Here is a 23,092-nt window from a genome sequence, read left to right on the forward strand (position 1 = left end):
GCCATGGCCGTCGCCGAAACCTATCAGATGACCGAGGCCGACGAGCGCCAGATGCTCGACGCCATCGCCAAGTGGATCGAGAAAAAGGTCGCCCCCGTCGCGATGGATCTCGAACACGCCGACGAATGGCCGGCCGATCTCGTCGAGGACATGAAGGAGCTGGGGCTGTTCGGCGCGCTGATCGAGCCCGAATACGGCGGGCTGGGGCTGACCGCGACGACCTATTCCAAAATCGTCACCATGATCGCCGAGGAGTGGATGAGCCTCACCGGCATCTTCAACTCCCATCTGATGATGGCCCAGATCGTCCAGCGCTTCGGCACCGACCGGCAGAAGGAATACTGGCTGCCGAAATTCGCCACCGGCGAGATCCGCGGCGGGCTGGGGCTGACCGAGCCCGACGCCGGCACCGACCTTCAGGCGATCCGCACGACGGCGAAGAAAGTCGGCGACACCTACGTGGTCAACGGCGCGAAGACCTGGATCTCCAATGCGATCCAGGGTCAGGCCTGCGCGCTTCTGGTTAAGACCGACCCCGGCGCCGAGCCGCGCTACAAGGGCATGTCCATGCTCATCGTCTCCAAGATCGATCCGGAGACGGGCGAGGCGCGCCCCGGCATCCGCAACGGCAAGAAGCTGGAAAAGCTGGGCTATAAGGGCATCGATTCAGGCGAGTTCGTCTTCGAGGACTATGAGGCTGACGCCGAGCTGGCGCTCGTGGGCGGCGAGGAAGGCAAGGGCTTCTTCATGGCCACGGGCGGCCTCGAGATCGGCCGGATCAATATCGCCGCGCGCTCGGTGGGCATCGCCAAGCGGGCGCTGCGCGAATCCGTCGCCTACGCCCAGACCCGCAAGACCATGGGCAAGCCGATCTGCGAGCATCAGGCGATCCAGCTCAAACTTGGTGAGATGGCCGCCAAGACCCGCGCCGCAGAGCTTCTGGTCGAGGACGCCGCGCGCGCCTACGACACCGGCGCGCGCATCGACATGGAGGCCGGCATGGCGAAGTATTTCGCCTCCGAGACCGCCGTCGAGGTCGCGACCGAAGCCATGCGCATCCACGGCGGCTACGGCTATTCCAAGGAATACGTGATCGAGCGGCTCTACCGCGACGCCCCGCTGATGTGCATCGGCGAGGGCACCAACGAGATGCAGCGCATCATCATCGCCAAGCAGCTGGTCAAGCGAAACCCGGTCTGAGCCTGTCCGACAGGGCGCGGCGCAGCCCAGTTTTCGTGGAACCGGCCGGGACGGTTTGCTAAGACTGAAGCGTATTCACCGAGGCTGGCGCAGCGAGCCGGCCCGCCGATCGCTCCAGGGAGGACGATCATGCACAAGCCGCTGGCCGGGCTGCGTATCCTGACCATCGAACAGTACGGCGCGGGACCCTACGGCACCCAGCTGCTCGCCTCCCTGGGCGCAGAGGTGATCAAGATCGAGAACCCGGCGGTGGGCGGAGACAGCTCGCGCATGGCCGGGCCCTATTTCCTGGGCGATCATGACAGCCAGTTCTTCCAGACCTTCAATCGCGGCAAGAAATCGGTCGCGCTCGATCTCAAGGACAAGGGCGACCGGCGCATCTTCGACCGGCTGGTGAAATCCGCCGACGCGGTGGCGAACAATCTGCGCGGCGACCTGCCCGCCAGGCTGGGTGTGGATTACGCCGCCCTGTCGCAGATCAAGTCCGACATCGTGTGCGCGCACCTATCCGCCTACGGCCGGAACAATGAACGCGAGGCCTGGCCGGGCTACGACTATCTGATGCAGGCCGAGGCCGGCTTTCTGTCGCTGACCGGCGAGCCGGGCGGTCCGCCTGCGCGCTTCGGCCTGTCCATGGTCGACTTCATGACCGGCACGATGATGGCGCTGGGGCTGGTCTCCGCCGTGCTCGGCGCGCGCCAGACCGGCCAGGGCTGCGACGTGGACACCTCGCTTCTGGACACCGCGCTTCATCAGCTGAGCTATCCGGCGACGTGGTTCCTGAACGAGGGCAAGGAGACCAAGCGGTTGGAGCGCTCCTCCCACCCTTCGGTGACGCCGAGCCAGCTCTACAAGACCGCGGACGGCTGGATCTTCCTGATGTGCCAGCTGCCGAAATTCTGGGGCGCGTTCTGCGACGCGGTCGGCCGGCACGATCTGCTGACCGAACCGGACTATGCCGACATGGCCGCCCGCCGCGCCAACCGGCTGCAGCTGCAGGCCGAACTCGACGCGTTCTTCCAGAAGAAGACCACCGCCGAATGGATGGCGATCCTCGGCGGCAAGGTGCCGGTCGCTCCGGTGAACTCGATCGCGGACGCGCTGTCCGCCCCCGCTGCGCGGGCGCTTGTCGAAACCGTCGAGCATCCCGACAAGCCCGGCGGGCTCAAGCTGCTGCGCGAGCCCTTCACCGTGAACGGCGAGCGGCCGAGCGGCGCGCGCGCCCCCAAGCTCGGCGAGCACACCCGCGCCATCCTCGACGAACTGCTCGACGGCGGCCGCGAGGACAAGGCGGCGGAATAGGCGCGATCCGTGCTAGACTGGCGCTCATGAAGGACGAACTCGCTCATCCGCGGATCTCGATCGACCCCGAGATCATGCTCGGCAAGCCGTGCATCACCGGCACGCGCATCCCGATCTATCTGATCTTGCGCTATCTCGCTTCGGGCCAGTCCGAGAGCGACATCCGCGAAGCCTTTCCGAATCTTCGGGACGGTGACGTGCAGGCCGTTCTGCAGTACGCCGCCGACGCGTTCGACGTGCCGTTAGAATCCGCCGCCGAATAGTGCGCTTCTTTGCTGACGAATGCGCCGACCGCAGGGTGCTTCGTGCGCTCCGGGACGCCGGCCATGAGGTCGAACTCTCCGCGCCCGACGCTCAGGGCGCACCTGACGAATTCGTTCTTGCGCGCAGCAACGTCCTGGGCGGCGTTCTGGTCACGGCCGACAAGGATTTCGGCGCACTGATTTTCGGCCGCGGCCTGAAAGCCACCGGCGTGGTCCTGTTACGAAGCGCAGACCCGGACCGGTGCACGGCCGCGATACTCGATCATCTCGCTCAGCTCGAAGGGGCGATTCTGGTCGTCTCGGATCGTTCTGTCCGGCTACGCCCATTACCGGAGACCCGCCCATGAAACTCACCGGCCTCAAAGTCATCGACCTGTCCGCCTTCCTGCCCGGCCCGCACCTGACCATGACGATGGCCGATCACGGCGCGGAGGTGGTCATGATCGAGCCGGCGAACGGGCTGGGCGAGCCGACCCGGCAGATCGGCTGGAAGACCGCGGACGGCGTCTCGGTCTGGTTTCGCAACATCGCGCGCGGCAAGAAATCGCTGAAGCTCAATCTCAAGGACCCGGACGGGCAGGCCCTGCTGCATGCGCTGGTCAGGGAGGCCGACGTCGTCGTCGAGGCCTTCCGGCCCGGCGTGGCGAGCCGTCTGGCGGCCGATTACGAGACCCTGTCGGCGATCAATCCCCGGCTGGTCTACTGCTCGATCTCGGCCTTCGGCCAGCAGGGCGCCTATGCGCAGAAGCCCGCCCACGACCTCACCGTCCAGGCGCTGGCGGGGCTGGTCGATCTCAATCGCGGCCTGGAAGACGGAAAGCCTGCGAGCCCGAACATGCCGGTCGCCGATCTCGCCGCCTCCCTGACCGCGCTTAGTGCGATCCTGATGGCGCTTTACCGGCGCAGCGAGACCGGCGAAGGCGATTTCATCGACATGGCGATGTACGACGCCGCGCTCGCCTGGACGCCGAACGTCACCGGCCCCGTCTTCGCGGAGAACGCCCACCCGCCGGTCAAGGACATGCGCAGCTTCGGCGGGGCGGGCATGTACCATGTCTACGAGACCTCGGACGCGAAACACCTCGTGCTGGGCGGCTCGGAGGTGAAGTTCGCCACGAATCTTCTGACCGCGCTCGGCCGGCCGGACCTGCTCGATCTCGCCCGCGAGGAACCCGGCCCGAAACAGGCGCCCCTGCGCGCGTTCCTGACCGAGACCTTCGCCGGCAAGCCGCTCGCCGAGTGGGAGGCGTTTCTGGCGAAGATCGACGTGTGCTGGGCGCCGGTGAGGACGCTGAAGGACGCCTTCGACGATCCGCACACGGCAGAGCGCGGCATGGTGTTCACCGACGAGGCGGGAAACCGGCATATCGGCCCGGCGATCCGCTTCCTGAAAGAGCCCGGCGCGCCGCGCACGGCCACGCCTGAGTTCGGCGAGCATTCCGAAGCGCTGGCGCTCGAAGCCGGGCTCGATCCCGAGACGATCCGGGCGATGAAGGATCGCGGGGTTATCTGACCCGGCGTTCCTTGATCAGGGTGCGCATGTACATCTCGTCGTCCTTGAACCAGTGCCAGGTGCGCCCGCGCTTGTTTCCGTCCTGGCTGATCTGGATCATCTCGTAGAGATATTCGCCGGGCAGGTCCTTCCTGACCCAGGTCAGGCACACCGTGCGCGCGTCGATCTCCCAGGCGCAGCCCTCGATGCGCTCGGTGTCCCACCAGATCCGGCCTTCGGCGTATGTCGCCGGGAAGACATGTTCTTCCGATTTGCCGTCCGCCCAGCTGTAGCGGTTGGTCTGGTGGTAGTCCCACTCGCCGTCCTCGGGAAAGCGGCAGATCAGATGGCTGTCGTGGCGGTCGAGCTCTTTACCCTCAATGTCGACGTAGGTGTAAACGCCCTTCCATTCGCCCTCGTGCCGGGCCAGGACCGGCATGCGCCAGCGGATCAGCTTCATTTCCCGCGCTCCCCTCTTATGGTGTGTTCGAACCGGGCCGGTTGACCGGCCGCGGGAGCCAAAAGATATATCATTTGACCGGACAAACCAGCGGAGCGGACATGGCCGAAGACGCGGTCTATCTCGAGCGCGACGGCGCGGCGGCGCATCTCGTCCTCAACAAGCCTGGCAAGCGCAACGCGCTGAGCGAGGCGATGTGGCTGGCGATCCCGCGCCTGCTCGCCGAAGCCGAAGCCGACCCGGCCGTCCGCGTGCTGGTCGTACGCGGTGCTGGCGGCGCGTTCGCCGCCGGCGCGGACATTTCCGAGTTCGAGGAAGTCTACGCCACGCCGGAGCGCGCCGAGGCGTATTCCGCCGCCATCGCGGCCGCGCTCGACGGGCTCGCCGCCTTTCCCAAACCCACCCTGGCCGCCATCGACGGGCCGTGCGTGGGCGGCGGGTGCGGGCTCGCGCTGGCGTGCGATCTGCGCTTTGGGGCGGAAGGGTCGAAGTTCGGCATCACGCCGGGCAAGCTGGGGCTCGTTTATACGCTGAACGACACCCGCCGCCTGATCGACGCGGTGGGCGTGTCGGCGGCCAAGGACATCCTTTTCACCGGCCGGATCCTCGGCGCTGACGAAGCCCGCGCCCTGCGCCTGATCGACCGGCTGGTCGAGCCCGAAGCGCTGATGACCGCCGTGAACGGCTGGGTGGGCATGGCCGCCAAAGCCAGCGGAAGGTCCGCCGCGGTGACCAAGCAGATCATCGCGCGCATCGTGGCGGGTCAGTCGTCCGACGACGCGGAGACCAAAAAACTCTTTCTCGACGCCTTCCAAAGCGCGGACTTTCAGGAGGGCTATCGCGCCTTTCTCGAAAAACGCGCGCCGAACTTTCCGGAGTGACCCCGATGCCCACCCTCTACAATCTCGCTCTGTCGCCCTACGCCGCGCGGGTCCGGCTCGCCGCCTACTGGCGCGGGCTCGAGGACGCGGTCAGCTTCGCCGAGCCGCCCGGCGGGCTGAAGAGCGAGGCGTATCTGAAGAAAAATCCGCTGGGCAAGGTCCCCGCCCTCAAGCTCGAGAACGGGTTCTGCCTGCCCGAGAGCGAGCTGATCGTCGAGTATCTCGAAGACGCCTTTCCCGGCCGCCCGCTGCGCCCCTCCGATCCGGAAACCGCCGCCCGCGCCCGGCTCGCCGCGCGGCTGTGCGATCTTTACGTCGCGCCGGGGCTCGGGCCGATCTTCCGCAACGCCAACCCCAGGGAACGCGACGAGGCGGCGGTGAACACCGGCTTTGAAACGCTGGCGACCGCGCTCGCCCAGATCGACGCCTATCTCGATTCCGCAGGGCCCTGGGCGGTGGGTCCGGCGCCCAGCACGGCGGATTGCGCGCTGGTCCCGGTGCTGTGGTTTGTTGAATGGGCGGACGGCTGGTACGGCCGGACGACACTGGCCGGAACACCGCGCTGCCGGCGCGTCCTCGACGCCGCCAAAGCCGACGGCCAGGCGAGCCGCGTCATCGGGGAACTCGCAACTGCGTTGAGGTCGCGCTTCAGTTAATCGATCCTTAGGGTGCGAGCCACAAAATCCGGTTTATGCCGCGCGATCACGCACCCCAGGACCTGCTCCTCACCGAGGACGATCCCCTCGCCCCGCTCACCCTGTGGAGCGAGGACGAGCCGTGGCGCGCCGCGAGCCTGTCCGACCCGCGGATCTACCTCGCCCGGATGTTCCGCACCCAACCGGTGCACACGGCCGAGTTTCACACCCTGCGCCTGGGCCAGACACTGGCCGAGGGCGGCTATCGCGCGATCATGTTCGATTACCGCGAGGCGCAGATCGACCATGACGCCGCCGCGTTCGAACCTGTGGCCGACGCGATCGCTGCGGCTTTCCCGCGCTCGCTGATCATCGTCTTCCTGCACGACGCCGGCAGTCACGGCTTCGCCAAGCGCATGGTCGCCCTTCTGCAGGACCGCAGCGTGAAGACGGGGCGCGCGCGCAGCTTCGATCCGGCGTTTAACGCGATCCTGCGCGCGGTCAGTAGCCCGGCGGGATGAACGGTCCGCCGTTCATGATCTCGAACTGGGCCGCCGCCTTCAGCGCCTGATAGTCCCCGCCCACCGGCGCCATGAACTGGATCGAGACCGGCCGGCCGTTCGCGGCCCGGCCCATCGGCACGGCGGTCGCCGCGACGCCGGACAGATCGGCGAACGCGGTGAGGTCGGCCTGACCGGGCGGCGGGGTTTCGGAGAAATCGAAGGCGGGTTCGAGCGTGGTCGGCGAGACGACGAGATCGCAGTTCGCAAACCAGGTCTCCGCGTCGGCCTCGGTGCGCCGGACGGCCTCGTAGGCGGCCTTGGCCTTGTCGGCGGGCTGGCCCGCCCCCCATTCGAGAAGCCTGCGGAAATGATCGGAGAACCCGGCCGGGTTTTCAGCGAGCATCGCCTTGTGCGCGGCGTGGCCCTCGATCTCGCACACCAGAAGCCCGCGCCGGCGGGAGGTTCCGAACTGGTAGTGCTCGGAGGTTACCTCGACGATCTCCGCGCCGGCGTTGTCGAGCCGCGCGATCGCGGTCTCGAACGCGCTCATGACGTCGCGATGAGCCTCGAGCGCGTCGTCGAAACGCCAGCGTCCGATCCTGAGGCCGGTGAGGCTTTTCTGCGGCCGCACGGGCTGGCCGGACAGTGCGGCCAGGAAGGCCGGCAGGTCTTTCGCCGAGCGGCAGAGCGGGCCGACATGATCGAGCGTTTCAGACAGGGCGATCACCCCGCCTGTGGGCACGAGACCGCGCGCGGGCTTGTGCGCGGCGACCCCGCAATAGGCGGCCGGGATGCGCACGCTGCCCATCGTGTCGGTCCCGAGCGCCGCGACGCACAGGCCTGCGGCGACCGCTGCGCCCGACCCGCCCGAGGAGCCGCCGGCGGTGACCTCTTCGTCCTCGCCGCCCCAGGGGTTCAGCGTCCGGCCGAACCAGGGATTGTCGGTGACCGCGCCGAGCGCGCCCTCCTCCATGTTCAGCGTGCCTGCGATGATCGCCCCGGCGGCCTTGAGCCGGGCGACGCACTCGGCGTCCTCCCGCGCGATGCGGCGCTCATAGGCCTTGATCCCGGCGTGCCAGGGCAGGCCCTCGACCGCGATGTTCGCCTTGACCAGCATCACCGCGCCGTCGATCTCCGACAGCGGCGCGCCGCGCGCCCAGCGATCCGCACTGTCGGCGGCCTCGTTGCGAGCCGCCTCGAAACGGGTGTCGAGCACCGCGTTGAGCCTGGGGTTCAGACGGGCGATGCGCCTGGCGTAGGCGTCGAAGACCTGAAGCGGGCTCCAGCGTCCCAGCGCGAAGGCGGCCGATTGTGCGGCCCAGCCGCGCTGACCGGCAGGCAGCTTGAGCTCTGCGGCGTCGCTCATGAAAATCTTTCGTCGATGAGCCGGATCGGCTTCTGGCGGACTTCGGTCTGGGTCAGGGCGGCGAGCTCGCCGGGCGCGGCGAGGACCACGCCCACCTCGATCCCCAGCGCCTTTTTCAGCCCGCCCGCCAGCGCCTCCCGCACCGCCTCGCTCTGCTCCTTGACCTCGGCGTGGACGGTGAACTCGTCCCGCCCGGTCTCGTCGCGCACCGCCTTGCAGATGAAGTCGCCGGCGAAGGCGGGATGCTCTTCGAGAAGCGGCCCCATGGCCTGGGGGAAGATGTTGATCCCGCGGATCTTCACCATGTTGTCCGACCGCCCCAGGAACCCCTCGATACGCTTGAAGGCCAGGCCGAGCGGGCTCGCGTCGGTCTTCACCTTCGTCACGTCATGGGTGTTGAATCGGATGATCGGGTACACGTCGTCCTTATAAAGGCAGGTGCAGATCATGTCGCCCTGCTCGCCGTCGGCGACCGGCTTTCCGGTCTCGATGTCGGCGACCTCGAGATACTGGGCGTCCTCCATCACGTACAGGCCCGACCGGTCAGGCCCTTCCCCGGCGATGATCCCGGTGTCGCCCACCCCGTACCAGTCGAAGCACTCCGCCCCGCCCCAGGCCCTGGACAGCGCCTCGCGGTCCTCGCGCCCCAGATGGCCGGAGATCATGCGCACGTTCAGGTCCCTCACAGGATCGATGCCTTGCTCCTCGGCCACCCTTGCGAGCTTCTTGATGTAGTCCGCGAAGCCCACGATCACGGTGGCTCCGAAATCGCGGATCAGCTCGACCTGCCGCGCCGAGCGGGTCTCTACGCCGGTGCCTGCGCTCATGAAGATCGCGCTCGTCCAGTGGATCACCGCTTCGCGAACATAGTGCCCGCCATTGATCATGCCGTGGCCGTAGACCGAGTGCACCACGTCGTCCGGTTTCAGCCCCTGGAAGCGGTACATCCGGGCGAGCAGAAGGTTCTGCACCTCCCGGCTTTTCGCGCCGAACAGAAGGACCTGCGGCGTTCCGGTCGTGCCTGAGGTGGTGTGCATGACCACGTTGGGCTTGCCTTCAGGGTGGCTGCCGCGCCCGTCGAAATCACCGAAGGGCGGTGTGCGGGCGATCGAGTCCATGATGTCGGACTTGTCGAAGCTCGGAAGGTCAGCGAGCTGTTCGAGGCTTTTGATATCCCCCTCTTCGATCCCCGCCTCGCGCCAGAGCTTTTGGTAGAAGGGCGTCTTCCAGGCCCGGTCGACGCTTCTGAGGAACAGCGCGTTCTGCCGAGCGAACAGCTCGTCCCGGCTGATCGAGGTGGCGAAATCGACGAAGTCCGCGCCGATCGGATGGGTCTTCTGCATCTCCGCCCAGTCGGCGGCGTCGAAATAGCTGCGATGTCCGTCGCGCGGCGCGCTCATGGCTCCGCCCCTCCCCTGTCTTCGATGTCGTCTTCGCTCTCGACCGGCCCGGCGTCGCCGGCGCCGTCTCCGCCCGTCTCGAACCCGGCCAGCGCCTCGGCCTGACCGGCGGCGACGCGCGAGACGATCCCCGCATCCTGCGCATCGGGCAGCGTCCAGACCGCCTTGCACAGCGCCTTGTCGACGTCCTCGCGCGCCTGCCCGAAGCCGAAGGCGACGCACTCGGCGCGCTTGGCGGACACGTCCTCGGGCCGCATCGGATCCCGGGGCGAGCCGTACAGCGCGTCGATCTCGGCGGTCAGCGTCTTGCCGGTCGTCAGCCAGGCGACCGCGCGCTGCGGGGTGAAGGCGGCGGGTTCGTTCCCGCCGTCGTCCTCCACCGTGATGCGTTCGGCAAGGCGCAGCATCTCGGAGTCCTCGAGCGCCTCGGCGGTGAAATCGCTCAAGCGCACCGTCCCGCGCGACAGCGCCACCGCGCCGCAATAGGGAAAGCACAGCCGGGCGTAGTTGATCTGCATGCCCGGAGAGGCCGACCGGCCCACCAGCCGCTTGATGAGCGGTGGCGCTGTCAGCACCAGCCGTTCGAGATTGTCCGGCCTCAACCCCGCCTCGGCGAGCTTCTGCATCAGGCAGATTCCGCCCTGCGCGGCGCGCCCGGTGGGGAAGGGCTTGTAGCTGACCTCGGCGATGCGGAAGGTCTCGCCCAGCGATCCGAGCACCGGGGCGAGATCGTGCTTGTCCTCGAACAGGGCGAGATAGCCGTAAGGCCCTTCGAACACGTCGTGCGGTCCGGGAATGCCCGAGGCGGCCAGATCATTGGCCACGATCGCCGCGCGCGCCGCGCCTGCGATCTGGATGGGCAGGGCGGGCTTTCCCTCGACATGGGCCTGCATCGTGCCGGCGGCCTGGGCCAGCGCATAGCCCAGCGCGTCGAGCGTCTGGGTAAGGCTCGCCCCCCTCAGACGCGCCACGCCCAGCGTCGCGCCGAACAGCCCCGCCGTGGCCGGCCGGAAGAAGCGGATCGGGCTGAGCGCCGCCACCCCGAGGCCGGCCGCGACGTCCACCGCGCCGACCATGGCGGCGAGATAATCCTTGCCCGACGCGCCGGTGGCCTCGGCCTCTGCGGTGAGCGCCGCGCAGATCACCGCCATGGGATGAACGACCGCGGGTTCGTGCACGCAGTCATATTCCTGGCAGTGGATCTGGAACCCGTTCACATAGGCCGCCGCCGAAGCGGGCAGCCGTCCCCCGCCGCCGAACACCTCGCCGGCGCGGTCCTCTTCGCCCGCCTTGCCCCAGCCCGCGGCGACGTGGAAAACGTGATCGGCGAGCCAGGCCTTGCGCCCGGCGATCCCGACCGCGAGCGTGTCGAGCAGGAAGTGCTTCATCGCCGCCTGGGCGGGGGCGGGCACGTCTTCCCAGTCCAGCTCCAGGACATGGCTCGCGAAGGCTTCGGCCGCGCTCATGACCGCGCCTCCATCTCGCCCTCGGGGGTTTGCGACATCGCGGCCGCGAACCGGTCCAGCGGCCCGCCCTCGGCCAGCGCCAGCGCCGCTGCGCTCAGCGCTTCGGCCTGCGCGGCGGAGAAGCCGCCGGCGCCGGCGAGCATGGCCGCCTTCTTCACGATGTCGGCCTCCGCCAGCGGATTTTCAGGATCGCCCAGCGCGTCGGGCGCGTCGAACTCCCGCATCGATCCGTCTCTCAGCGTCAGCGACAGCCCCGCGCCGTAGCGCGCCGGATAGCGCCCTGCGTAGGGCTCGCCGGCGGCCACGTCGATGCGGGCGGCGAGATCGCGCATGTCGGTCCGGGTGGAGATCCCAGGTTCGAAATGGGAAAGCGCGGGCCGGCCGAAGATAAGCGCGGCGGCGACCGAGTGCTGGATCGAGAACTTCGCTTCAATCACGCTTTCCGGCGCGGCCCGGTCGCAGAAGGTCACCGCGTCGGGGTAGGTCGTCACCACCGCGCGCTCGACATCGCCGGCCGTCACGCCGGCCTGCCACGCGGCCAGCGCGGCGTCGATGGCGGCGTGGGCGTGCCGGCAGGCCGGCCAGGGCTTGAAGCTGACCTGGCTGATCAGCCAGTCCGCGCCGTGATCGTCGAGCACGGCTTCAGGATCCGCGCCCGGACAGGTCGCGGCGAAAAAGCCCTGCGCGCCTTCGAGGATTGCAAGCGGTCCGGTCAGCCCTGCGCTCGCGAGCATCGCAGCGGAGAGCCCGGCATGGGCGGCGCGCGCGGTGTGCAGCTGCTTGGCCATCGAGCCGGGCTCGTGCCGGGTCTGCCAGAAGCCCGAGGCCTGCGTGCCGGCGAGGCCCAGCGCATGCGCCGTCGCGCCGGGGTCGAGCCGGAAGGCGCTGGCGGCCGCCGCAGCAGCGCCGAAGGGCCCGCACGTCCCTGTGTTGTGCCAGAAGGCGTAATGGCCCGGCCCCACCGCCCGGCCCAGGCCGATCACGGCTTCATACCCTCGCACCACCGCGGCCAGAAACTCCGCCGCGTCGAGCCCTGCGGTTTCGGCCGCGGCGAGGGCTGCGGGGATGACGGTGGGCCCAGGATGCAGGATCGCCCGCTTGTCGACATCGTCCATCTCCAGCACGTTGCCGACCGCGCCGTTGATCATCGCGGCGGCCAGAGGCGTCGCCGTGCGCGGGTTCGCCGCGAGCGAGCAGCGCCCGCGCCCTTCCACCGCCAGCCCGGCGGACACCGCCCGGCCCGCAGCGCCGTGAGCCCCCGCGATCGCGCAGCCCGCCCAGTCCAGCACGTGCAGCGCGGCGCGCTGTTTCATCGCGGCGGGGACCGGCCTTGCGAGGCGGTCGGCGAGACGCGCGGTGATCGAGGGACTTTGTCCGGACATGGAAGTCTCGTAGCATGCCGGCGCGCTTTGCGAAAAGCCCGGCCTTGAAAGGACCTGCGCTGCGTTCATGACCGCTCCCGCTTCGCTGTCTCCCGGCGCCCTCGTCGAGCGGTTTCGCGGCCGGCTCGGCGAGACCGCTAGGGTCTACGTCCCAGGCGTCGCCGCCGAGCCCTACGTGCTGGCCGAAGCCTTCGCCGAACGGGCTGAACTCGCCGGGGGGCTGGAGTTTTTCGGGGTGTGGATCCCCGGCGTGAACCGCACCGACTGGAGCGGCCTTGGGCAAACCAGCCGGGCTGAGACGGTGTTCCTCGCGCCCGAGCTGCGCGCAGGGTTCGAGGCGGGGCGGGTGCGCTTCCTGCCGCTGAGCTACACCCAGGCCTGGCGGCGGCTCGAGACGTGCGAGGTGGACGCGGCGATCGTTCAGGTCTCCCCGCCCGACCGGTTCGGCCTGTGCTCGCTGTCTCTGGCGAGCGATTTCACCCCGGCGGTCTGGCCGCGCGCGAGGCTGAGGGTCGCGCAGATCAATCCCGCCCTGCCCCCCATGCCCGGCGCGCCCACCATCCCGCTGGACGCTTTCGACGCGGTCACCGAAATCGAGACCGAGCCGCGCGGCTATGACGCGGGATCGCTGCCGCCCGCCTTTGAAGCGATCGCGGGCCATGTCGCCGGGCTCATCCCCGACGGGGCGGCGGTGCAGTTCGGCCTCGGGAAGGTCCAGCTCGCCGTGCTGCCCGCGCTGAAGGACCACCGCCGGCTGACGGTCCATTCGGGCATGGTGTCCGAGCCGCTTCTGGACATTCTCGACGGCGATCAGGTCGCCGCCATCCGGACCGGCGCGGTGCTGGGCTCGCGCGCGCTCGCCGAGCGTCTGCGGCACGATCCGCGCCTGATCATGACCCCGGTCGACCGGACCCATTCGGCGGGCGTTCTGGCCGGGCTCGCGCATTTCTGCGCCGTGAACTCGGCGGTCGAGGTCGATCTCTTCGGCCAGGTCAACGCCGAGTTCGTCGGCGGCAGGCTCGTCTCCGGCGGGGGCGGGCTCATCGATTTCGCCCGCGGCGCGCAGGCCTCTCCCGGCGGGCTCTCCATCATCGCCCTGGCCGCGAGCGCGAAGGGCGGAACGCTCAGCCGGATCGTGCCGAAGCTCGAGGACGGCCCCGCCGCCCTGTCGCGCGCCGATGTCGACATGGTGGTGACCGAGCACGGCGCGGCCGACCTCAGGGGTCTCGATCTCGACGCGCGGGCGGAGGCCCTGATCGGCGTCGCCGCGCCGGAGTTTCGTGATACGCTCGCTCATTCGTGGACGGACCTTCGGAGACGCCTGTGACCGACGCCGCCTCCTCTTCGCCCGGCGCGAACGCCGGCAGCGCCGCGCCGCGCTATATGGCGCTGGCCGAGACGCTGCGTTCGCAGATCGCCACGGGCGATCCCGATATCGGCCAGCTTCTGCCCACCGAGCATGCGCTGTGCGAAGCCCATAACGTCTCGCGGCACACCGTGCGCGAGGCGCTACGCCTGCTCGCCGAGGCCGGGCTGATCGCCCGGCGGCGCGGGGCGGGTACGGTGGTGATCGCGCGCGAAACCACCCAGCGATTCGCCCAGCGCCTGGGCGGGGTGGACGACCTGATGCAGTACGCCCGCGAGGCGAAGCTCACCCCCACCAGGACCAGCGCAGGGCTGATCGATCCGGCCGTGGCGCGCGCGCTCGGGGTCAATCCCGGCGGCCGCTTCCTGCACGTGCACGGCCTGCGCGGCGCGCCGGGCGAACGGCCGATCGCGCTGACCGACGTCTATATCCGCGAAGACCTCGCCCCGCCGGTGGAGACCTATGTCGAGCTCGGCGGCGCGGTCACCGAATGGATCGCGCGCGAGCGCCGCGTGCCCACCGCCCGGATCGAGCAGTCGATCTCGGCGGGCGCGCTGACCGAGCGCGAGGCCGAGGCGCTGGACGCGACAGCCGGCGAAGCCGCGCTGAGGACCCGCCGGCGCTATTTCGACAAGGGCGGCCGCATCATCGCCCTGTCAGACAGCGTCCACCCCGCCGCCCGCTTCACCTATGAAATGGTGCTCAAAAGCGAGGCGGAGGGTTAGGGCGCGACAGGTCGCCCCCAGCGCGGAAACCCTCGCCGCAGGTCTTGCGCGAGGGGATAAGTGTGGCGAGGCGGCGCGGAAGGCTCCGGACCGGATCTCTAGTGTGTTTTGGAGGCCAGGAGCCCCCCGCGCCGTTGAGACGATTTTCGAAACCGCGAGGGATGTGCCGGGTCAGCCGGTTTCAACGCGTGTTTCGCCGCTTCGCTAGCCGGTGCGTTAGTCCGGCCCCGCTCGGGACGCCCCGTCTCTCCCGCCCGCCTGGTCGCTCCGGAACGGCCTCGCCTGCGAGAGGACGGGGGGTATTATGCGCGAGGCGAGACGGGGGCGGATAACTTCGCCCTGAATTCCCGGCCGAACCCCGGACCTGATCCGGGGGAAGAGCCGGCAACTGTTATGCGGTGCTGTAGGCGGTTTGATCTCTAAGCATGGCGTTCAGGCGGGTGAGGAGTTTTCTGGCGACGGCGATGAGGGCGAGTTTTCTGGGCTTTCCCTGCGCCTGGATGCGGTCAGCGAAGGCTTTCAGGTCCGGGCATAGCCTTGCGGCGATCATGGCGGCGATGAACAGGGCGGATCGCACGCGCCGCCGCCCGCCGGAGATGCAGCGCTTTCCCTTGAGCTGACCTGAGTCGTGGTTGAACGGGGCCAGCCCGGCGAGCGCGGCGAGACGCTTGGGGGTGCTGGCGCCCAGTTCGGGCATCAGCGCGAGCAACACCTGCGCAGTGACCGGCCCAACGCCCGGCGCGGTAGCGAGCAGGCGGGCCTGGTCGTTGAGTTCGGTGGCCGCGATCAGGACGGCGATCTCGCGCTCGATGGCCGAGATCGCGCCGTCCAGCCATGCGATGTGCGCCTTCAAGCTGTCGATCAGGATCGGCTCGCCGGTCGCCTTCAGCCGGATGATCTCGTCCTTGCGGGCGGCGACCAGCTGGTCGCGCCTGAGCCCGAGCCGGCCCAGCCGTTCACGGTGCGGGCACGGCGCGGGGTCAGGCGCAGGCCTGAGCCGGGCGCCCAGATCTGCGAGCACGACCGCGTCCAGCGCGTCGGTCTTCGCCTTGCGGCCGGTGGCTTGGGCGAAGCGCCGGGCGGTGGTGGGGTTGATGCGCGCGTTCTGAACACCGGCCGCATGCAGCGCGGCGCGCAGAGCCTGGTCATACACACCCGTCGCCTCGAAGACGACGAAGCCGCCGGTGGCGGCGATCGAGGCGGCCAGCCGGGCCGCGTCGGCGGAGGTGTTGGGGATGCGGCACGCCCGGCCCTGGGCGGGGTCGAAAACGTCCAGCCAGAGCTTGGACACGTCGCATCCGACGTAGCGATCAGGTAAAGTCATCGTGCCTGTCCCTGTGGTGCGAGGTCTGTTGCAACCAGCCTCGTGCAACTGTTCAGGTTGTTGATGTGCAAGCGGGACGGGGCCTGAGCCGGCTCTCGGGCTCGACCGCCCGGGGACCTATCGGCCTCCGTCCCGCAATCATCATGGCACACGACCGATACACAGGGACCTCGCGCAGGATAGGGCGGCCACGCTCACTCGCATCGACGCTTCGGGTTTTTGGAAATCAGGCCCACCTCGTCATTCCCGCGGCATGTCCTCGCGAAGGCGGGGAAAGCAGGAACACAGCGATCGTAGAGCAACGGCGAGGCCGGACTGGGTCCCCGCTTCCGCGGGGATGACGAGGTTGAGAGGCCTATTAGTGCTCGCCCTCACACCCGCCCCTGCCGGGGCCTTCGCTGCGTCGGATCGATCCCCGGATCAATCCGTCGGCTTCGCCGACCCGCGCTCAGCCTCCCGCAAATAAATCTCCCCACCCTTGCGCTTAAACTCCGCCGCCTTCTCCGCCATGCCCGCTTCGGCGTCCTCCGGCGCGACATTCGGCGACCTCGCCGTCCCGAACTCATCCCGGATCTCTTGCGTGATCTGCATGGAGCAGAATTTGGGGCCGCACATGGAGCAGAAATGGGCGGTCTTGTGGGCCTCTTTCGGCAGGGTCTGGTCGTGGAAGTCGCGCGCGGTGTCGGGGTCGAGGGAGAGGTTGAACTGGTCTTCCCAGCGGAACTCGAACCGGGCGCGGCTCAGCGCGTCATCCCGCAGCTTGGCGGCGGGGTGGCCCTTGGCGAGGTCGGCGGCGTGGGCGGCGATCTTGTAGGTGATCACGCCGGTCTTCACGTCGTCGCGGTCGGGAAGGCCCAGATGCTCCTTCGGGGTGACGTAGCAGAGCATGGCCGTGCCGAACCAGCCGATCATGGCCGCGCCGATGCCTGAGGTGATGTGGTCGTATCCCGGCGCGATGTCGGTGGTGAGCGGGCCGAGCGTGTAGAACGGCGCCTCGCCGCAGGTCTCGAGCTGCTTGTCCATATTGGCCTTGATCTTGTGCATGGGCACGTGGCCGGGGCCTTCGATCATCACCTGGCAGCCGCGATCCCAGGCGCGCCGGGTCAGCTCGCCCAGGGTTTCGAGCTCTGCGAACTGAGCGCGGTCGTTGGCGTCGGCGACCGAGCCGGGGCGCAGGCCGTCGCCCAGTGAGAACGACACGTCATAGGCGCGCATGATCTCGCAGATCTCGTCGAAGCGCTCATACAGGAAGCTCTCGGCGTGGTGGGCCAGGCACCACTTGGCCATGATCGAGCCGCCGCGGCTGACGATGCCGGTCACCCGGTCCGCGGTCAGCGGCACGTAAGGCAGGCGCACGCCGGCGTGGATGGTGAAATAGTCCACCCCCTGCTCGGCCTGCTCGATCAGCGTGTCGGCGAAGATCTCCCAGCTGAGGTCCTCGGCGACGCCTCCCACCTTCTCCAGCGCTTGGTAGATCGGCACGGTGCCGATGGGCACGGGCGAATTGCGGATGATCCATTCGCGGGTGTTGTGGATGTTCTTGCCGGTGGACAGGTCCATCACCGTGTCCGCGCCCCAGCGGATGGCCCAGACCATCTTGTCGACCTCTTCCTCCACCGAAGAGGCGACCGCGGAATTGCCGATATTGGCGTTGATCTTCACCAGGAAGTTCCGGCCGATCACCATCGGCTCGAGCTCGGCGTGGTTGATGTTCGCCGGGATGATCGCCCGGCCGCGCGCGATCTCCTCGCGGACGAACTCAGGGGTGACGAATTCGGGCAGCTCCGCGCCGAAGCGCTCTCCATCGGCGTGGCGGACATGCGCGTCGTGCAGCGCGCGGGCGCGGCCGAGATTTTCACGCTCGGCGGCGTAGATCATCTCGTCGGTGACGATCCCGGCGCGGGCGAACTCGATCTGGGTGACGGGCCCCGAGCCTGTGGCTTTCAAAGGCCGGTGACGCACGGGAAACTCGCGGGCGAGGTATTTGCCCGTGGCGTTTCCGTTATCGAGCGGGGTCGGCTCGCGGCCGTCATAGGCTTCCACCCCGCCGCGCTTCATCACCCAGTCCGCGCGCGTGCGCGGCAGGCCTTTCTCCACGTCGATGCGGGCGGCCGGGTCGGTGTAGGGGCCCGAGCAGTCATACACGCGCACCGCCGGCTCCATCGCGGTGGGATGAAGCTCGACCTCCCGGTGCGGCACGGCGAGATGGGGCGCAGCCTCGGGCCGGGTGTAGACCCGTTTGGAGCCCTGAAGCGGCCCGGTGGTCACCGTCGGGGTGGGAAATTCGGCCTGGTTCGTAGGCTTGTTCATGGCGCGGGGTCTTTCGAATTTGCGGGGATGAGCAGGCTGGCGACGAGCCCGATCACGGACGTGACGAAGGCCGCTCCGACCAGGGCGGTCAGCACGGTTTCGTCGATATTGGACGAATGGCCGGGCGGTCCGACCAGCTTGGTAAAGAAGCTCGAGTACAACAGGCCTGCGCAGCCGGCGAAGGCGGCGGCGAGCGCACGCAGGCGGACAGGCGCGCCGGTGCGAGCAAACCATGCCGCAATCACCAGCGCGCCGCCGAAAAGGAAGTCGTCGACGACGAAGACCAAAGGCCGGTCCTGCCCCCAACTGCGCAGCGCTTCACCCACGATGAGCGAGGCGCCGAGGCCGATTCCGATGATCCGCAGAAACACCATGGCTGGTTTCATACCTTCGCCCTCATCGTGACAGATCATGCACGCGGAGAAGACGAGGCAGGGCCGCACCCGGCCCTTTGCTCCATCCCGACGCCGGCATGACCCGGATCCGGTCCTGAGGGTCACTCTCAGCCCCTGTCCCCGGCCTGACCGGGGACCCCGATCAGGAACGAGCGCAAGGACACCCCTTGGAACGTTACGGCGCGATCCTGACGCGCGCCGGGCGCAGAGGCAAGACCTACCCCTCCGCCAGCGCGGCCAGGCGGGCGTAGACGCCTTCGCCCTGGCTTACGAGCTCTGTGTGGGTGCCCTGCTCGACGATGCGGCCCTGGCTGAAGACCAGGATCCGGTCCGCGTCGCGAATGGTCGACAGACGGTGGGCGATGACGATCGCGGTGCGGCCCGCGGTGACGTCGGCCATGGCCTCCTGCACCTCGCGCTCGGTCTCGTTGTCCAGCGAGCTCGTCGCCTCGTCGAAGACCAGGATCGGCGCATCGGCCAGGATCGCCCGCGCGATCGCCACGCGCTGACGCTCGCCGCCCGACAGCTTCACCCCGCGCTCGCCGACCAGCGTGTCGTAGCCCGCAGGCAGGGCGGTGATGAAGTCGTGCGCACGGGCGCGCTTGGCCGCCTCTACGATCTCGTCATGGCTCGCGCCGGGCCGGGCGTAGGCGATGTTCTCCGCGATGGTGCGGTGAAACAGGGCCGGGTCCTGGGGCACCAGCGCGATGGCCGCGCGCAGGCTCGCCTGGGTCACCTCGCGCACGTCCTGGCCGTCGATGCGCACCGCGCCCGCGTCCACGTCGTAGAGCCGCTGGACCAGCTTGACGAAGGTCGACTTGCCCGAGCCGGTGGGCCCGACCAGCGCGACCTTCTCGCCCGGCGCGATCTCGAGGCTGAAATCCTCATAGAGCGGCCGGTCCTGCCCGCCGTATGTGAACCGCACGCGCTCGAACGCGATCCGGCCCGCGCCGGGGCGGAAATCCGGCGCGCCGGGACGGTCTGCGATCTGGGCGCTGGTCTTGGCGTAGGCGGCGATGTCCTGGATCTCGTCGAGCGCGCGCTGGACGTTCTGCACCTCTTCGCCGAAGCGGCGCATATAGCCCGCCATCATCAGAAAGGCGGTGATCGCGAAGGTGACGTCGCCGGCCGTCGCCGTGCCTTGCGTCCATTGCTGGACCAGCATGCCCGCGAGCCCGGCCTGAAGCGCCAGAACGGCCACCATCTGGACCAGCCAGGTGTTCACGAACCGGGTCCAGGTCTTCTTCACCTCGGTGCGCCAGACCCAGGCCAGCTTGTGAAAGCGCGCGTCCTCGCGGGCTTCCGCGCCGAAGCTCTTCACCGTGGCCACGCCCGTCACCGCATCGGCGATCGCGCCGCCGAGCTCGGAATCCTTCGCGTTCGAGACGATGTTCTGCGGGCGGATGTAATAGGTCGCCATCAGCACGGTCGAAGCGATGAACAGCGTCATCACCACGAGCGCGTACGCCCCCACGATCGGCCAGTGGATCGCCATGTAGACCGACAGGCCCAGCATCACGAGCACGGACGGGATCAGCGCGAACCACAAGGTCGCGGTGACGGTGTCGTAGGCCCACATGCCGCGGGTGATCTTGCGCACGACCGAGCCTGCGAAGGTGTTCGCATGCCAGTCTGCGGAAAAGCTCTGCACGCGCGAAAAGGCCTCGGTGGTCATGTCGGCCATGTTCGCGCTCGACATCGGAATCTCGCAGCGCACCATCGCCTGGCGGGCCACGTTCACCAACAACGCCAGCCCCAGGAACGCGCCCAGCGCCGCCCAGTGCGCCGCGCCGTCCCGGTCGGCCTGAGGTCCGGAAATCGCGTCGATCAGCGCGCCTGCGGCCACCGGCACGAAGATGTCCGCCACGGTGGCGATCAGGGTGAAAGTCACCACGCAGCCGAACAGGACCGGCCGGCGCCGCCACTGGCGGAACAGGAACTGAAGGACTTCGAAGTTCGAAAGCACGCGCTCGCGCGGAGCGTCGTCGTCGTCGAGGACGGACATGATGCGATCCTTGCGGATGGGGCGCGCGAGGGAGTGACGCGCGCTCTGAGATAAAGCTGTTTGCGTGGCGAGGGTTCGGCCGGTCGTCCGCACACGCGGGCTCGCGTGGGCTGGATCGGTGGGCGCGGCGCTCGCCGCCTGAAACTCAGGCCGCCGCTCTAGCTCAGATCAGATCGCATGGGTCGCGTCAGGCTCCTCTGCGCGGCGAAGTCCGCCGGGGAGCGGGCTCATTAACCCTGAGCGCCGGTCGGGAAAACCCCGAACCGGACCGAAGCGTGGCCGAAGCGCCGCGCCTGTGGCGCGAAGGTCACTCCCGATCGTCGCCCGGATCGACGCGGCGGAAGTCGTAGGCCGGACCGCCGGGCACGAGGAAGGCGTAGCTTCCGTCTTCCAGCACGCCCGCTTCGCTGTAGCCGATCCGGCGCGGCGCGATTTCGACCAGCGCGTCGATGCCCATTCTCCGGCCCGACCGCGCGGTGATCGCGCAATCGCCCGCCCTCACATCGAAGACATAGCCCATCCAGGCCGGTGCGCGGGCGGTCAGGGTGCAGCCTTCGGGATAGGCGATGAGATCGTCCGGCCCGAGGCTCGTGAAGGCGCCCGGCTCCGCGCCGCGGCCGGCGAAGGGCGCGGGATCGCGGAAAGTGAAGAAGTCCATGCCGGTGAGTTCGCCGCTTTCATCCTCGCGGAACGCCCAGAGCCGCTGGCGGCTGATCGGGCCGTCAGCGGCGTCAGAGCGCCATTCGAGATAGACGACGTGATCGCCGATCTCCGGCGCGTCGACGGTGTGAAACTGCGCGAACTGAAGATCGAGCCAGTCATAGGGCGCGCCGGCGGCCGGCTCGCGCTTCATCTCTTCGGGCGTGAAGGCGTATTGCGCTTCGTTCGACCAGGCGCCGTCGAGCCAGCCGGTGACCAGCGCAGCCTGGGAATAGGCGTCCCGGCCGGGCTCGCCGATGCGTTCGAGCGGATTGTAGAGGACCTCGCCTCGGGCCGTTCCGGCGGCTTCGGCTTCAGGCGCGTCGACCGGCGCGGTCTGGCACGCGGCCAGCAGAATGATCGGAAGGCTCGTCGCGATCAGCGTTTTCATGCCTGCACCCGGTCCAGAATTTCAACGGCCGCACGTTCGCCGGATTCCATCGCCGCTTCCATGCCGGTGTGAAGCCGGCCGGTGTGTTCGCCCGCGAAGTGAAGCCGTCCCGCAGGCGCAGCCATCGTGTCGGCCCAGCGCGCCGCTTCGCCCGGCCGCCAGTGCATGTACGCGCCGCCCGCCAGCGGGTTGCGGTCGGTCCAGCGCTGGACATGACGCAGGCGCACCCGCCCTTCGCTGGCCGGGCGGATTCGGGCGAACTCGGCGCGCGCCATCTCTTCGAGCGCCTCATCGCCCAGCGTATCCGCGTCGAGCCCGCCCAGCCCGTCGAGCCAGGCGGTCAGCATGCCGGTGGGCGCACCGTCCGCATCGCGGCGGGCGAAGACGCGTTCGAGCGGGCTGTCGGTCCACATTTCCGGCGCCAGCCCGTCAGCCTCCCAGAACGGGGTTTCGGCCTGCAGATGCAGCTGCACGATCGGGGTGTAGCTCAGAAACTCGATCGCCTGACGCTGGGTCTCGCTGACAGGGGCTTCCAGTCCGACCTCCCTCAGCACCGCGAAGGGTAGCGACGAGATCGCGAAATCGGCGCGCAGCGCTTCGCCGCTTTCAAGCAGCACGCGCACACCCGCATCGTCCGCCTCGATCCCCATCACCGGCGCTCCGTAGCGCGGGGTTCGGGCGAGCCCCGCCGCCATCGCCTCGGGCAGGGCCTGGCTGCCCTGCGCGATCGCCTGCGAGCCGCCCATGTCGCGCTCCTGGGCGAAAATGGCGAGCGTGCGGAAGAGGTTGAGCATGGAATACGTCTCGAGATCGCGCCCGTTCAGCGAGACCTCGATCAGGCGCAGCGTCTCCGCGTCCGCCCCGCGGGCGCTGAGCCAGTCGCGGGCGGCGACGTCGTGAGCGGCGGCCTCGGCGTCTCGCCAGGCGTAGACGTCGTCAAACGGGTTCGACCGCGCCGCCATGCCGAAGAAAAGCCTGTGCGGCGGAATCGCCTTCAGCGGTTCAGGCAGCCGGTTCGCCGGATGAGCCGGCCAGTCGGCGGCCCGAAGCGTCTGCCCGCGCACATGCAGCACCTCGCCGAAGCGGTTGGGCGGGAAATCGGAAAAGCCGATACCGAATTGTTCGGCCCGCGCCCTCACCCGGGCGTAGGTGCGCCCGACCTGCTCGCCGCCCGCCTCCGGCGCGCCGGGCAGGTCGGTCAGCGTCAGCATGCGCCCGCCGGGCCGGTTCGCCGCTTCGAGCACCAGAACGTCCAGGCCGAATTCTTCCAGCGTCAGCGCGGCGTGAAGCCCTGAAAGCCCGGCGCCGACGACGATCACGTCGGCGTCCTTGCCGCCGCGCTCGCCCCGCGGGCCGCAACCGGTCAGCGCCGCAGCGCCCAGAAGGCCCATCGCCCCCCGCCGCGTGATCTTCATGCCGCGCCCCTTTTCCGTTTTCCCGGTCTCGACTCGAAAACCTGAGCGACCGCCTTGCCTTCGGGCCGAAACCCAAATGTTATACCAATTGAAAACCGGATAGACGGCGACG

Annotated in this window: 21 protein-coding genes and 1 riboswitch; of the genes, 10 read left to right on the forward strand and 11 right to left on the reverse strand. The window is 68.8% G+C overall.

The window, feature by feature from the left end; translation table 11 throughout:
* Positions 1-3 precede the first annotated feature (3 nt).
* The 5 genes from ABL308_01950 (at position 4) to ABL308_01970 (ending at position 4,278) form a co-directional block, all read left to right on the forward strand.
* Complete coding sequence (locus tag ABL308_01950) at positions 4-1,200, forward strand: acyl-CoA dehydrogenase family protein (protein ID XBQ16645.1); 1,197 nt, start codon at positions 4-6, stop codon at positions 1,198-1,200.
* Positions 1,201-1,329: 129 nt separating this feature from the next.
* Positions 1,330-2,502 (forward strand): CoA transferase, encoded by a 1,173-nt coding sequence (locus ABL308_01955; protein XBQ16646.1) that lies wholly within the window; start codon positions 1,330-1,332, stop codon positions 2,500-2,502.
* A gap of 26 nt (positions 2,503-2,528) precedes the next feature.
* Complete coding sequence (locus tag ABL308_01960) at positions 2,529-2,765, forward strand: DUF433 domain-containing protein (GenBank protein XBQ16647.1); 237 nt, start codon at positions 2,529-2,531, stop codon at positions 2,763-2,765.
* On the forward strand, positions 2,765-3,112 hold the full coding sequence (locus tag ABL308_01965) for a DUF5615 family PIN-like protein (GenBank protein ID XBQ16648.1): 348 nt from the start codon (positions 2,765-2,767) through the stop codon (positions 3,110-3,112). Before ABL308_01960 ends, ABL308_01965 begins: the two co-directional genes overlap by 1 nt.
* Positions 3,109-4,278, forward strand: a complete 1,170-nt coding sequence (locus ABL308_01970; GenBank protein ID XBQ16649.1) for a CoA transferase — start codon at positions 3,109-3,111, stop codon at positions 4,276-4,278. The genes ABL308_01965 and ABL308_01970 overlap by 4 nt, the downstream gene beginning before the upstream one ends.
* Here the strand turns inward: ABL308_01970 and ABL308_01975 are convergent.
* Positions 4,271-4,717, reverse strand: a complete 447-nt coding sequence (locus ABL308_01975; GenBank protein ID XBQ16650.1) for a DUF3598 family protein — start codon at positions 4,715-4,717, stop codon at positions 4,271-4,273. The genes ABL308_01970 and ABL308_01975 overlap by 8 nt on opposite strands.
* Before the next feature lie 101 nt (positions 4,718-4,818).
* On the opposite strand from ABL308_01975, the gene ABL308_01980 reads away from it, so the two are divergent.
* The 3 genes from ABL308_01980 to ABL308_01990 are packed head-to-tail and all read left to right on the forward strand — an operon-like array spanning position 4,819 to position 6,754.
* On the forward strand, positions 4,819-5,598 hold the full coding sequence (locus ABL308_01980) for an enoyl-CoA hydratase-related protein (GenBank protein ID XBQ16651.1): 780 nt from the start codon (positions 4,819-4,821) through the stop codon (positions 5,596-5,598).
* 5 nt (positions 5,599-5,603) lie between these two features.
* Positions 5,604-6,254, forward strand: coding sequence for a glutathione S-transferase family protein (locus ABL308_01985; protein ID XBQ16652.1), 651 nt, complete (start codon positions 5,604-5,606; stop codon positions 6,252-6,254).
* A gap of 35 nt (positions 6,255-6,289) precedes the next feature.
* Positions 6,290-6,754, forward strand: coding sequence for a hypothetical protein (locus tag ABL308_01990; GenBank protein ID XBQ16653.1), 465 nt, complete (start codon positions 6,290-6,292; stop codon positions 6,752-6,754).
* Here ABL308_01990 and ABL308_01995 read toward each other — a convergent pair.
* The 4 genes from ABL308_01995 to ABL308_02010 are packed head-to-tail and all read right to left on the reverse strand — an operon-like array spanning position 6,735 to position 12,350.
* Positions 6,735-8,102 carry an amidase gene (locus tag ABL308_01995; GenBank protein ID XBQ16654.1) on the reverse strand — a complete coding sequence of 456 codons (1,368 nt, stop codon included), beginning with the start codon at positions 8,100-8,102 and terminating at the stop codon, positions 6,735-6,737. The genes ABL308_01990 and ABL308_01995 overlap by 20 nt on opposite strands.
* Complete coding sequence (locus ABL308_02000) at positions 8,099-9,502, reverse strand: AMP-binding protein (GenBank protein XBQ16655.1); 1,404 nt, start codon at positions 9,500-9,502, stop codon at positions 8,099-8,101. Before ABL308_02000 ends, ABL308_01995 begins: the two co-directional genes overlap by 4 nt.
* Entirely contained in the window at positions 9,499-10,968 is a 1,470-nt protein-coding gene (locus tag ABL308_02005) for an MmgE/PrpD family protein (protein ID XBQ16656.1), read from the reverse strand. Before ABL308_02005 ends, ABL308_02000 begins: the two co-directional genes overlap by 4 nt.
* Positions 10,965-12,350, reverse strand: a complete 1,386-nt coding sequence (locus ABL308_02010) for an MmgE/PrpD family protein (GenBank protein ID XBQ16657.1) — start codon at positions 12,348-12,350, stop codon at positions 10,965-10,967. The genes ABL308_02005 and ABL308_02010 overlap by 4 nt, the downstream gene beginning before the upstream one ends.
* 67 nt (positions 12,351-12,417) lie before the next feature.
* Between ABL308_02010 and ABL308_02015 the strand changes: the two genes are divergently transcribed.
* On the forward strand, positions 12,418-13,677 hold the full coding sequence (locus ABL308_02015; protein XBQ16658.1) for an acetyl-CoA hydrolase/transferase C-terminal domain-containing protein: 1,260 nt from the start codon (positions 12,418-12,420) through the stop codon (positions 13,675-13,677).
* Positions 13,674-14,441, forward strand: a complete 768-nt coding sequence (locus ABL308_02020) for a GntR family transcriptional regulator (GenBank protein XBQ16659.1) — start codon at positions 13,674-13,676, stop codon at positions 14,439-14,441. Before ABL308_02015 ends, ABL308_02020 begins: the two co-directional genes overlap by 4 nt.
* A gap of 391 nt (positions 14,442-14,832) precedes the next feature.
* Here ABL308_02020 and ABL308_02025 read toward each other — a convergent pair whose 3' ends face one another.
* The 6 genes from ABL308_02025 to ABL308_02050 form a co-directional block, all read right to left on the reverse strand.
* A complete protein-coding gene (locus ABL308_02025) occupies positions 14,833-15,765 on the reverse strand; it encodes an IS110 family transposase (protein ID XBQ16660.1) in 933 nt (310 codons plus the stop codon).
* Between the two features lie 420 nt (positions 15,766-16,185).
* Positions 16,186-18,075 carry a phosphomethylpyrimidine synthase ThiC gene (gene thiC, locus ABL308_02030; protein ID XBQ16661.1) on the reverse strand — a complete coding sequence of 630 codons (1,890 nt, stop codon included), beginning with the start codon at positions 18,073-18,075 and terminating at the stop codon, positions 16,186-16,188.
* Positions 18,072-18,461 carry a hypothetical protein gene (locus ABL308_02035; protein ID XBQ16662.1) on the reverse strand — a complete coding sequence of 130 codons (390 nt, stop codon included), beginning with the start codon at positions 18,459-18,461 and terminating at the stop codon, positions 18,072-18,074. The genes thiC and ABL308_02035 overlap by 4 nt, the downstream gene beginning before the upstream one ends.
* A gap of 56 nt (positions 18,462-18,517) precedes the next feature.
* Positions 18,518-18,648, reverse strand: a riboswitch (TPP riboswitch).
* Between the two features lie 39 nt (positions 18,649-18,687).
* Entirely contained in the window at positions 18,688-20,475 is a 1,788-nt protein-coding gene (locus ABL308_02040) for an ABC transporter ATP-binding protein (GenBank protein XBQ16663.1), read from the reverse strand.
* Positions 20,476-20,782: 307 nt separating this feature from the next.
* Positions 20,783-21,565: a CpcT/CpeT family chromophore lyase gene (locus ABL308_02045; protein ID XBQ16664.1), complete on the reverse strand. Its 783-nt coding sequence runs from the start codon at positions 21,563-21,565 to the stop codon at positions 20,783-20,785.
* A complete protein-coding gene (locus ABL308_02050) occupies positions 21,562-22,980 on the reverse strand; it encodes an NAD(P)/FAD-dependent oxidoreductase (GenBank protein ID XBQ16665.1) in 1,419 nt (472 codons plus the stop codon). Before ABL308_02050 ends, ABL308_02045 begins: the two co-directional genes overlap by 4 nt.
* Positions 22,981-23,092: the final 112 nt, after the last annotated feature.

Origin of the sequence: Oceanicaulis sp. (genome assembly GCA_040112665.1) — a bacterium.
Taxonomy (GTDB): Bacteria; Pseudomonadota; Alphaproteobacteria; order Caulobacterales; family Maricaulaceae; genus Oceanicaulis.